8 protein-coding genes are annotated in these 11292 nt (G+C 71.3%); 2 read left to right on the top strand and 6 right to left on the bottom strand.

Annotated features, from left to right (window positions below):
- Positions 1-44 precede the first annotated feature (44 nt).
- Positions 45-2213 (bottom strand): alpha-1,4-glucan--maltose-1-phosphate maltosyltransferase, encoded by a 2169-nt coding sequence (locus tag SA2016_RS03915; protein WP_084249286.1) that lies wholly within the window; start codon positions 2211-2213, stop codon positions 45-47.
- 50 nt (positions 2214-2263) lie between these two features.
- Between SA2016_RS03915 and glgP the strand changes: the two genes are divergently transcribed.
- On the top strand, positions 2264-4879 hold the full coding sequence (gene glgP / locus SA2016_RS03910; RefSeq protein ID WP_174835356.1) for an alpha-glucan family phosphorylase: 2616 nt from the start codon (positions 2264-2266) through the stop codon (positions 4877-4879).
- Here glgP and SA2016_RS03905 read toward each other — a convergent pair whose 3' ends face one another.
- Genes SA2016_RS03905 through glgX form a run of 3 tightly spaced genes read right to left on the bottom strand, consistent with a single transcriptional unit; the run spans position 4880 to position 7715 of the window.
- Positions 4880-5197, bottom strand: a complete 318-nt coding sequence (locus tag SA2016_RS03905) for a barstar family protein (protein WP_218030575.1) — start codon at positions 5195-5197, stop codon at positions 4880-4882.
- Positions 5194-5649, bottom strand: coding sequence for a guanyl-specific ribonuclease (locus tag SA2016_RS03900; RefSeq protein WP_066495499.1), 456 nt, complete (start codon positions 5647-5649; stop codon positions 5194-5196). The genes SA2016_RS03905 and SA2016_RS03900 overlap by 4 nt, the downstream gene beginning before the upstream one ends.
- A complete protein-coding gene (gene glgX, locus SA2016_RS03895) occupies positions 5646-7715 on the bottom strand; it encodes a glycogen debranching protein GlgX (protein WP_066501963.1) in 2070 nt (689 codons plus the stop codon). The genes SA2016_RS03900 and glgX overlap by 4 nt, the downstream gene beginning before the upstream one ends.
- Positions 7716-7889: 174 nt before the next feature.
- Between glgX and SA2016_RS03890 the strand changes: the two genes are divergently transcribed.
- On the top strand, positions 7890-8684 hold the full coding sequence (locus tag SA2016_RS03890; protein WP_066495498.1) for a carbon-nitrogen hydrolase family protein: 795 nt from the start codon (positions 7890-7892) through the stop codon (positions 8682-8684).
- Between the two features lie 65 nt (positions 8685-8749).
- On the opposite strand, the gene rlmB is transcribed toward SA2016_RS03890, so the two are convergent.
- On the bottom strand, positions 8750-9754 hold the full coding sequence (rlmB, locus tag SA2016_RS03885; RefSeq protein ID WP_066495497.1) for a 23S rRNA (guanosine(2251)-2'-O)-methyltransferase RlmB: 1005 nt from the start codon (positions 9752-9754) through the stop codon (positions 8750-8752).
- Positions 9755-11275, bottom strand: a complete 1521-nt coding sequence (gene cysS, locus SA2016_RS03880) for a cysteine--tRNA ligase (protein WP_066495489.1) — start codon at positions 11273-11275, stop codon at positions 9755-9757. It abuts the gene before it with no gap.
- Positions 11276-11292 lie beyond the last annotated feature (17 nt).

Raw genomic sequence — 11292 nt, 5'->3', positions numbered from 1 at the left:
TGGTTCGGGTCTACGCCACGTTAGCGTGGCGCCTGAGGGACCGGCTACCGACGCACGTGGAGGATGTGCGCCGGTTCGGCGTGCGCGTCGAGCCGCACGTAGTTGTGCTCCCCCCACATCCACGACTGCCCGGACAGGAGGTCGTCGACCCGGAACCTGCCCTCGAGGTCGAGGGACTCCCGGTCGAGGTGGAGCGCCGGGAGGTCCAGGGTCACGGTGCTCTCCCGGGTCGCGTGGGGGTCGACGTTGACGACGATGATGAGGGTGTCCTTGGTCCCGTCGGCGTTCTCCTTGTGCTTGGAGAACACCACCGTCGCATCGTCGGTGCTCGAGTGCAGGGTGAGGTTCTGCAGGTCCATGAGCGCGGGGTGGGCGCGCCGGATCTCGTTCAGCCGGGTCAGGTACGGCGCGAGCGAGCGGCCTGCGGCCTCCGCGCCGGCCCAGTCCCGCTGCTTGTACTCGTACTTCTCGTTGTCGATGTACTCCTCGGCGCCGGGGCGGGCCACGTGCTCGACCAGCTCATAGCCGGCGTACACGCCCCACAGCGGGCTTGCCATCGAGGCGAGGACGGCGCGGATCTTGAAGGCGGGCCAACCCCCGAACTGGAGGTACTCGGTGAGGATGTCCGGGGTGTTCACGAAGAGGTTCGGCCGGTAGAACGGGGCCCAGTCCTTCGAGATCATGGTGAAGAACTCCTCGAGCTCCGCCCGGGTGTTCCGCCATGTGAAGTACGTGTAGGACTGCTGGAACCCGGCCCGGCCGAGCGCCTTCATCATCGCCGGGCGCGTGAAGGCCTCGGCGAGGAACACGACGTCGGGGTTCTTCTTGGCGACCTTGCCGATGAGCCACTCCCAGAACCACACGGGCTTGGTGTGCGGGTTGTCGACGCGGAAGATCTTCACCCCGTGGTCGATCCAGAGGTTCACGATCCGCAGGATCTCCTTGGACAGGCCCTCGGGATCGTTGTCGAAGTTCAGCGGGTAGATGTCCTGGTACTTCTTCGGCGGGTTCTCGGCGTAGGCGATCGAGCCGTCGACGCGGGTGGTGAACCACTCGGGATGGGACGTCACCCAGGGGTGGTCCGGCGAGGCCTGCAGCGCGAGGTCGATAGCCACCTCGAGTCCGAGCTCCTCGGCGCGGGCCACGAACGCCTCGAAGTCCTCGAAGGTGCCGAGGTCCGGGTGGATCGTGTCGTGGCCGCCCTCGGCGGCGCCGATGGCCCACGGCGAGCCGGGATCCCCCGGGTCGGCGGTGAGCGAGTTGTTCGGGCCCTTGCGGAAGGCGCGCCCGATCGGGTGGATCGGCGGCAGGTAGATGACGTCGAAGCCCATGGCCGCCACGCCGGGGAGGCGCTCGGCGGCGGTGCGCAGCGTGCCCGAGGTCCACGCCCCCGTCGCATGGTCGCGCACGGCCCCCTCCGAGCGGGGGAAGAACTCGTACCACGCGCCGCGCCCGGCCCGCTCGCGCTCGACCAGGAGGGGGAAGTGCTCGCTCTCCGTGACGAGCTCGCGGATCGGGAGGCGTTCGACGGCGGCCCGCACCTCGGGCGCCTCGCCCGCGGCGAGGCGGTCCTCGACGGAGCGGGAGGCGTCGGCGAGCGTGTACGACGCCGAGCGGAGCGTTGCGCGGTCCGCCTCGCTGCGGTCCTCGTCCTCGGCCGCGGCGGCGAAGAGCGCCGCCCCCTCGGCGAGCATGAGCTCGACGTCGATGCCCGCGGCGATCTTCACGGCGGCGTTGTGGTGCCACGTGCCGTAGCGGTCATGCCAGGCCTCGATGGTGAAGGTCCACTCGCCCTCCTTCGTGGGGGTGAGGATGCCGTGCCAGCGGTCCAGGCCCTTGCCCAGCTCCCGGAGCCGGACGCGCTGCTTCTCCTTCCCGCGCGGAGAGTAGAGGACTGCGCTCACGCCGAGCGCGTCGTGGCCCTCGCGGAATGCGGTGGCGCCCACCGCAATGCCCTCTCCGGCGACGGCCTTCGCGGGGAACGCCCCGCCCTCGACCACGGGGGAGACGTCCGTGATGGGGAAGCGGCCGAAGCGGAGCTTGCCGGGAATGTGCGGTTCGAGAGCGGGCACAGGTTGTCCTTTCGCATGGCGGGCGTGGTCCCTGATGGCCTGTCCATCCGTCACGATAGCCCGGCTCGCGGACGATTGCGAAGGACGTGACCGGCCGCCGGTGACCCCGCTCCCCGACCCATACCCGCAGTTCACCGCCATGTAACGTGGCACTCTTCATCGGTGCTCGCGGCTCGGCTAGTGTGGCGCAGGTGAAGGCCATCCGTAGATTCACCGTCCGCACCGTGCTCCCTGAGCCGATCGCTGCGCTCGACACGCTCGCCACGAACCTGCGCTGGTCCTGGCACCAGCCGACCCGTGAGCTCTTCGCCGGTCTCGACCCCGAACTCTGGGAAGAGAGCCGGCACGACCCGGCAGGCCTGCTGGGCCTCGTCACCCGCGAGCAGCTGCAGCGGCTGGCCCTGGATCCGGACGTGGTGGCCCGCGTGCGCGCGGCCGAGGAGGACCTGCGCGCCTACCTCGAGGAACCGCGCTGGTACCAGGGACTCGGGGACGCGGCACCGAAGTGCACCGCCTACTTCTCCCCCGAGTACGGGATCACGGAGGTCCTCCCCCAGTACTCCGGCGGCCTCGGGATCCTCGCCGGCGACCACCTCAAGAGCGCCTCCGACCTCGGCGTGCCGCTGATCGGCGTCGGCCTCCTCTACCAGGCCGGCTACTTCAAGCAGTCGCTCTCGCGCGATGCGTGGCAGCAGGAGACCTACCCGGTGCTCGACCCGGACGCGCTGCCCCTGACGCTGCTCAAGGAAGCCGACGGCACGGCGTGCGTGGTGACCCTCCCGCTGCCCAACGGCCGCAAGCTCCACGCCCACATCTGGCGCGCCGACGTGGGCCGCGTCCCGCTGCTGCTGCTCGACTCCAACATGCCGGCGAACGACGACGGCGCGCGCTCCATCACCGACCGCCTCTACGGCGGCGGCGGAGACCACCGGCTCCAGCAGGAGCTCCTGCTCGGCATGGGCGGCGTGAAGGCGCTGCGCATCTTCCAGCGGCTCACGGGCGGCCCGGCGCCGGAGGTCTTCCACACGAACGAGGGCCACGCGGGCTTCCTGGGCATCGAGCGGATCCAGGAGCTGATGTCCGCGTCCGAGCCCCTCACCTGGGACGAGGCCCTCGTGGCCGGCCGCGCGTCCACCGTGTTCACGACCCACACGCCCGTGGCCGCGGGCATCGACCGGTTCGATGCGGCGCAGATCAAGTACTTCTTCGATGCCGGCCTGGCCCCGGACGTGCCCACCGCCAAGGTGCTCGAGCTCGGGCGGGAGAGCTACGAGGGCGGGGACCCGTCCGTGTTCAACATGGCGGTCATGGGCCTTCGCCTCGCCCAGCGGGCCAACGGCGTCGCGAAGCTGCACGGCCGCGTCTCCCGTGAGATGTTCTCCGGCCTCTGGCCGGGCTTCGACCACTCCGAGGTGCCGATCACGTCCGTGACGAACGGCGTGCACGTGCCCACGTGGATCGACCCGAGCGTCAACTCCATGGCCGAGGACCTCGCCCCGGGCTCGGGGGTGGGCGGCCGCTGGGACGTCGTCTTCAACGTCTCGGATGAGAAGATCTGGCAGATCCGCCGCGAGCTGCGGACCCGTCTCATCGAGGACGTGCGCCGGCGCGTGCGCGCCGCCTGGCGCAAGCGCGGCGCTGGCGAGGCCGAGCTGACCTGGACCGACTCGATCCTGAACCCGGACGTCCTCACCATCGGGTTCGCGCGCCGCGTCCCCACCTACAAGCGCCTCACCCTCATGCTCCGCGACCCGGCGCGCCTCAAGCGGCTGCTGCTGGATCCGGAGCACCCGATCCAGATCGTCATCGCGGGGAAGTCGCACCCGGCCGACGACGCCGGCAAGAAGATGATCCAGGACCTCGTGCGGTTCACGGACGACCCGGAGGTCCGCCACCGCATCGTGTTCCTGCCGAACTATGACATTGCGATGGCCCGCACCCTGTTCCCCGGCTGCGATGTGTGGCTGAACAACCCGCTGCGGCCCCTCGAGGCATGCGGGACGTCCGGGATGAAGGCGGCGATCAACGGCTCGCTCAACCTCTCGGTCCTCGACGGCTGGTGGGACGAGCTCTACGACGGCTCCAACGGCTGGGCGATCCCGACCGCGAGCGGCAGCGCGAGCGCCCACGAGCGGGACGACATCGAGGCCGCGGCCCTGTACGAGCTCATCGAGTCCCAGGTGGCCCCGCGCTTCTACGGTCACGCCGGCACCGAGACGGGCGCCGAGTCCGCGGGCGCCGCGGGGCCGTCCTCGGGGCGCCCCGAGGGCGAGCCGACCTCCTGGATCTCGATGATCAAGCACACCCTCTCGTTCCTGGGCCCTGCCGTCTCGGCGGACCGGATGGTGGGCGACTACGTCACCGAGCTCTACACCCCGGCGGCCAAGGCCGGCCGTGCGGCGGTGGCGGAGGACTACCGGGCCGCGCGCGAGCTCGCCGCCTGGACCAAGCACGTGCGCAGCAACTGGTCCCAGGTCCACGTCGAGCACATCGACTCGGGCGGCCTCTCGGAGGTCCCGCAGATCGGCGACAAGCTCAACGTCAGCACCTACCTCAACCTCGGCGTCCTCAACCCCTCCGACGTGCTCGTGGAGCTCGCCTACGGGAAGGTGGACGACGCCGACCAGCTCACCGGCGTGGGCCTGACGGAGCTGGAGCCGAGCGAGCACCTCGGCAACGGCCGCTACCTCTTCACCGGCGCCGCGACGATCGAGCACTCGGGCGCGTTCGGCTACACCGTCCGGGTGATCCCTCGGCATGAGGGGCTCGCGTCGAAGGCCGAGCTGGGCCTCGTGGTCAACGCCTGATCAGGCGTCCACGACCCGCACTGTGAGGGCGTCCTCGCTCGCGCCGACGGCGTCGGCGAGGATGCCCTCCACGGCCGCGAAGGCAGGGGTTGCCCGGAAGGCCTGGCTCACCCGCCATTCGATCTCGAGCGGGCGGCCCTCGCCGTTGGCGAGCTCGGAGGCGAGGTCCTGGAGGCAGTCGTTGAGCGCGTCGAGGTTCGCCCCGTAGTAGTCCGGGAAGCCCAGCGCGGTCCCGAACGCGGCGAGCACCTCGCGCTTGGACGGCGCGGCCGGGACGACCACCCGGCGGCGCTCCCCCGATGGCCGGCGTCCCGTCACTGCCCCTCCCGGATGAATCTGAACGACGCGTAGTGGTCGTCCGTGTAATAGGAGTCGCCCTGCTGGCCCGCCACGATCCGCCGCGCGCCGCGGTCCGACGAGCCGGGAGTGGGCACGGTGTACTCGTGGTAGTACCCGCTGGGCCTGGCCGGCAGGATCTTCTCGAAGTTGCTGTACACGACCCCGTCGCGGCTGTAGGGGTACGGGCCGCCCCGCGCGATGAGCGCGAGGGTGTCCCGGGCCTCGCGCGGCAGCTGGGACGCCTTCACCTCCGCGAGCCGGCTCGGATTCGCCCGCCCCGCTGGGGCCGCGGCGGAAGCGGGAGCGGAGGCGGAGAACGACGGCGACCGCCCGGCGTCGGCCGTCAGCCCGCCGCAGGCGGACAGCAGGCCCGCAAGCGCCGTGGCGAGCAGCACGAGCGGGACCGCCGCGCGGGCCATGGCCCGCGTCATGCCGCGGACCGGGCCCGGTAGATCGTCAGGGAGTACGGCTCGGCGGCGTCCTGCTGCCCGGAGGCGAACACCGTGCCGATGCGCTGCTCGGCGTGGCGCGCGGTGGAATAGCGCAGCTCGTACGCCATCGCGTGCCCCTTAGCCTCGGGGAAGGTCACCACGGTCCGCTCCGGGCTGCCGTTGACCACCACGAGGCCGTCGAGGTAGCCGTCCTTCGAGCCGAGGAGGAACTGCAGGAGCCGCTCCCGCGGGTCCTGCCAGCGGGCGGGGTCCATGGGCTCGCCGTCGGGGCCGAACCAGTGGAAGTAGTTGCTCTCCTCGCGGGCCGGGTAGCTCGGGGGCTGGCGCTGGAGGAAGTCGCGCCGGATGCGGATGAGCCAGGCCGTGTGCTCGAGCAGGTGCTGGCCGGTGGAGTCCAGGTTCCAGTTCAGCCAGGTCAGCTCGTTGTCCTGGCAGTAGGCGTTGTTGTTGCCCTGCTGCGTGCGCCCGAACTCGTCTCCGGCCGTGAGCATGGGCACCCCGAGGGAGACCATGAGCGTGGCCATGAGGTTCTTCACCGTCTGGGTCCGCGCCTCGAGGATGGACTCGACCTCGGTGGGGCCCTCGAAGCCGTGGTTGTAGGAGCGGTTGTGGGTGGCACCGTCCCGGTTCTGCTCGCCGTTGGCCTCGTTGTGCTTGCGGTGGTACGCCGTGAGGTCCGCGAGGGTGAAGCCGTCATGGGCGGCGACGAAGTTGACCGAGGCCAGTGCCGTGCGGCCCGATGCCGCGAACAGCCCGTGCGAGCCCGAGAGCGCGTCGGCGAGCCTCGCCGTCGGGCCTCCCAGTCCGCCCGCATCGAGCTCCGCCCGGTCCGAGAGCCAGAAGTCGCGGACGGTATCGCGGTAGTGGTCGTTCCAGTCGGACCAGCCCAGCGGGAACCGCCCCGTCTGCCAGCCGCCGAAGCCGAGGTCCCACGGCTCGGCGATGAGCTTGGTGCGCGAGATCACCGGGTCCGCGGCGGCCGCGACGAGGAAGGGGTGCGCCGCCGTGAACGAGTGCTGCCCGTCGCGGCAGAGGGACACGGCGAGGTCGAACCGGAAGCCGTCGATCCTGTAGTCCTCGGCCCACAGCCGCAGCGAATCGAGGGCCAGCTGGACCACGCGCGGATTCGAGAAGTCGAGCGTGTTGCCGCAGCCGGTGGTGTCGATGTACCGGCCCTGAGGATCGCAGCGGTAGTACTCGTGGTCGCCGAGCCCGCGAAAGCTGACGGCCGGTCCGTCCTGCCCCTCCTCCGCCGTGTGGTTGTAGACCACATCCAGGAGCACTTCGATGCCGGCCTGGTGCAGGAGCTTGACCATGCCCTTGAACTCGTCCTGCACCGCCTGCGGCCCGGCCGCCCGGGCGGCCTCGGTGGCGTAGGCGGGGTGGGGGGCGAAGAACGCCGCCGTGTTGTAGCCCCAGTAGTTGGTGAGGCCGAGGTCCTGGAGGTGCGACTCGTCGAGGTGGAAGTGGACGGGCAGGAGCTCGACGCTCGTGATGCCCAGCCGCCGGAAGTAGTCGATCATCACCGGGTGCGCGAGGCCCGCATACGTTCCGCGCAGGTTCTCGGGGATGTCCGGGTGGAGCATGGTCTGGCCCTTGACGTGGGCCTCGTAGATGACGGTGTCCCGCAGCGGGACGGAGGGCCGCTCCACGTCGCCCCAGTCGAACCCATTGTGGACCCGCACGTTCAGCCAGCGGCCCTCGTCCTCCTCGACTGCGCGGCCATAGGGGTCGAGGAGCAGGGTGCCCTCGCCGGGCGCGGGCACCTCCCCGGCCTCGTCGGTGCGGGCGGCGAAGGCGTACCGGGTGCCCTCGGGGATGCCGGCGATCAGGCCGTGGTGGACCCCGTCCGTGTACTCGGGCAGGGGCGCCTTGCGCCAGGTGCCGCCGTGGTCGAGGAAGTGGACGTCCACCGCGTCGAGGCCGGGGGCGTACACGGCGAGGTTGACGGTGTGGGTTGCCTGCTGCTCGGCGGATCGGCCGGGGGTGAGACCGAGCGGAAACGGCTGCGACGGCGTCACCACGAACGCCAGCGGCATCGTCATGTTGCTCATGCTCATAGCATCCTTGGCCCGTCTGGCAGGGCCGTGGTCCTTCCTCGTCGGTGCCAGGGTCGACAGAGCGTGGGGGCCGCCCCTTCAGCATGCTCATCCTAGTATCCGGACCCGAACTGCCGAGAAGGCCGGGCCTTCTGCGACGCCTTCGGACATACTGGGGGCATGCGGATCGCACTCGTCCAGCTGACCTCGTCCCGCTCCGTCGAGGACAACCTCGCCCTCGTCCGCGCGCGGACCGCCGAGGCGGCCCGCCGGCATGCCGACGTCGTCGTCTTCCCCGAGGCGACCATGCGCGCGTTCGGGCACTCGCTCACGGAGATCGCCGAGCCCCTCGACGGGCCGTGGGCCCAGGCCGTGCGCGCCGCCGCCGACGATGCCGGGGTGGTCGTGGTTGTGGGCATGTTCACGCCCGGAGTGGGCGGGACCGTCCGGAACACCCTCCTGGTCCACGGCCGCGGCGTCGAGACCCACTACGACAAGATCCACCTCTACGACGCGTTCAGCTTCCTCGAGTCGGACACCGTCACCGCGGGCAAGGAGCCCGTCACCTTCACGGCCGGCGGCGTCACGTTCGGGCTCGCCACCTGCTACGACGTGCGCTTCCCGGACCTCTTCACTTCGACGGCCGACGACGGCGCCCAGGTCCAGATCGTGTGCGCCTCGTGGGGTCCCGGGCCCGGGAAGGCCGAGCAGTGGGACCTGCTCGTGCGGGCGCGGGCCGTGGACTCCACCTGCTTCGTGGTGGCCGTGGGCCAGTCCGACCCGGAGGCCGCGGGCGTGGATGCGAAGCACGGCGCGCCGACCGGGATCGGCCGCTCCGCGGTGGTCAACCCGTTCGGGCACCTGCTCGAGCGGGCCGGGTCGGGGCCCGAGACGCTGTACGTGGACCTCGACGTGGCCCAGGTGGCGAAGGCGCGGGAGGCCCTGCCCGTCCTGGCGAACCGCGTCCGCCTCTAGGGCGGGGTCGCCCCGCGGAACGCGCGAGGTCACCCCGCGGACCCGCGGAGTGACGTCGCGGAGCGCTATTTGGCCTCGGCGGCCGCCCGGCGGGTCGAGACCTCGTAGAGCGAGATCGCCACGGCCATGCCGGCGTTGAGCGACTCCATGTCGGAGTCGATCGGGATCGAGACGATCTGGTCGCACAGCTCGCGGGTGAGCCGGGAGAGGCCCTTGCCCTCGGACCCGACCACGAGGCACACGGGCTCGGTCGCGAGCGCGAGGCCGGGCAGCGAGACGTCGCCGTCGCCGTCGAGCCCGAGCACGAAGATCCCGAGCTCCTTCATCTGCCGCAGCACGGTGTTGAGGTTCGGGGCCTTGGCCACCGGGACGCGGACGGCCGCGCCGGCGGACGTCTTCCACGCCGCGGCCGTCATGCCCACCGAGCGGCGCTCGGGCACGATCACGCCGTGGCCCGAGAACGCGGAGACCGAGCGGATGATCGCGCCGAGGTTGCGCGGGTCCGTGATCCCGTCGAGCGCCACGAACAGCGGCGCGTTGGCGATGTGCCCCCGGCGCCACTTCTCGATGGTCTCCTCGGCCAGCTCGAAGGCGTCCGGATACTCGTACGGGGGGACCTGGAGGGCGAGGCCCTGGTGAATCGCATCGTCCGTCATGCGGTCCAGCTCGGGCTTCTGGGCCTCGAGCAGCGCGATGCCGGCCTCCGCGGCGAGCTTCATGGCCTCGCGCACCCTGTCGTCCATCTCGATCCGGACCGCCACGTACAGGGCCTTCGCCGGGACGCCCGCGCGGAGCGCCTCGACCACCGAGTTGCGCCCGGTGACCATCTCCTCGGCGCCCTTGGTCCGGCCGGTCCCGCCGCGCCCGGCGGCGAGCCGCCCCGGCTGCCCGCTGCGCTTGGCGGCCGAGCGCTCGGCCAGCTCCTTGGCACGGTGCGCCTTGTGGTACACGCGGTCCTCGGCCTTGGGCGTGGGGCCCTTGCCCTCGAGGGCCTTGCGGCCGTGGCCGCCGGTGCCGGTGGTGGGGCCCTTCTTCTTCCGGGTTGCTCCCGGGCGTCCCTTGGCGGCCATCTAAGCTCCCATTCGGTTGGTCTGTGCGGTGTGCGGGGCAGCGAGGCTCCAGGCGGCACCGTCTGCTGAGTCCTCGACGGCGATGCCCGCCGCCGAGAGGGTGTCTCTGATCGCGTCTGCGGCCGCCCAGTCCTTGGCGGCCCGTGCGGCGGCCCGCGCCCCGAGCTGCGCGTCGACGAGGACGGCGAGGGCGCGGTGGGCGCTGTCGGACGACGGCGCGTCGCTGCGGGCGGCGTCGAGGCCGAGGACGGCGGTCATCGCCAGCACTTCGGCCAGCGCTGCGGAGGACGCCTCGGCATCGCCGTCGGCCAGGGCCGAGTTGCCGCGGCGCACCGTCTCGTGCAGCACGGCGAGGGCCTGCGGGATGTTGAGGTCATCGTCCATGGCCTCGGCGAACGCCTCCGGCACGGAACCGTGCGCCTCCCCGGCGCGGCCCGCGCGAGGCGAGCCGCCGCCGTCGTACGCCGCGAAGTCTTCACCGGCCCGCGCGCTCGCCTTGGCGATGAACCCGTCGATGCGCTCGACCGCGGCCGCGGCCTCCGTGAGGGAGGTGGGCCGGTAGTCGAGCACCGAGCGGTAGTGGGCCTGGCCGAGGTAGTAGCGCACCACGCGGGGGCTGGCGAGCGCGAGCATCTCCGCGGGGGCGATGACGTTGCCGATGGACTTCGACATCTTCTCGCCCTCGTAGGTGACCATGCCGTTGTGCATCCAGAAGTTCGCGAAGCCGTCCCCGGCCGCGGCGGACTGGGCGAGCTCGTTCTCGTGGTGCGGGAAGCGGAGGTCGAGGCCGCCCCCATGGATGTCGAAGCGGGCGCCGAGGTACTTCGTGGCCATCGCGGAGCACTCGAGGTGCCAGCCCGGCCGGCCGCGGCCCCACGGCGAGGGCCAGCTGGCCGTCTCGGGCTCGCCCTGCTTGTGGCCCTTCCACAGCGCGAAGTCCCGGGGATCCCGCTTGCCGCGCGGATCGGCGTCCGCGGCGGCCTGCATGTCCTCGATCCGCTGATGCGTCAGGGAGCCGTACTCGGGCCACGACCGCACATCGAAGTACACGTCGCCCGAGCCGTCCTCCGCGGGGTAGGCGTGGCCGCGCTCGATGAGCCGGGCGATGAGCTCGTGCATCTCGGTGATGTGGCCGGTGGCGCGGGGTTCGTAGGTGGGCCGCTGGACGCCCAGGACCTCATAGGCGGCCTCGAACTCCTGCTCATACCGGTAGGCGAGCGCGAACCACTCCTCGCGGGGGATGTAGGTGCCCTCGGGGACGAAGTCCGGCGCGAAGCTCGCCTCCGACTTGGCGAGGATCTTGTCGTCGATGTCCGTGACGTTGCGGACCACCGTGGTCTCGTAGCCGCGGTAGGCGAGCCACCGGGTTAGCTGGTCGAAGACGATCGCCGAGCGGACGTGCCCCACGTGCGGGGAGCCCTGCACGGTGGCGCCACAGTAGTACACCGAGGCCTTGCCGGGCTCGAGTGGGACGAAGTCGCGGACTTCGGCTGTGGCGGAATCGTAGAAGCGCAGGGTCACTGGATAAGGGTATACGG

Source organism: Sinomonas atrocyanea (assembly GCF_001577305.1).
Taxonomy (GTDB): domain Bacteria; phylum Actinomycetota; class Actinomycetes; order Actinomycetales; family Micrococcaceae; genus Sinomonas; species Sinomonas atrocyanea.
This window is presented reverse-complemented; position numbering and strand designations above follow the sequence as displayed.

Excerpts from the sequence above, each read along its gene's own strand:
- SA2016_RS03890 (WP_066495498.1), top strand. The coding sequence starts at position 7,890 with ATGCGGATCGCACTCGTCCAGCTGACCTCGTCCCGCTCCGTCGAGGAC.
- SA2016_RS03900 (WP_066495499.1), bottom strand. The coding sequence starts at position 5,649 with ATGACGCGGGCCATGGCCCGCGCGGCGGTCCCGCTCGTGCTGCTCGCC.
- SA2016_RS03915 (WP_084249286.1), bottom strand. The coding sequence starts at position 2,213 with ATGGCGGTGAACTGCGGGTATGGGTCGGGGAGCGGGGTCACCGGCGGC.
- glgX (WP_066501963.1), bottom strand. The coding sequence starts at position 7,715 with ATGACGATGCCGCTGGCGTTCGTGGTGACGCCGTCGCAGCCGTTTCCG.
- rlmB (WP_066495497.1), bottom strand. The coding sequence starts at position 9,754 with ATGGCCGCCAAGGGACGCCCGGGAGCAACCCGGAAGAAGAAGGGCCCC.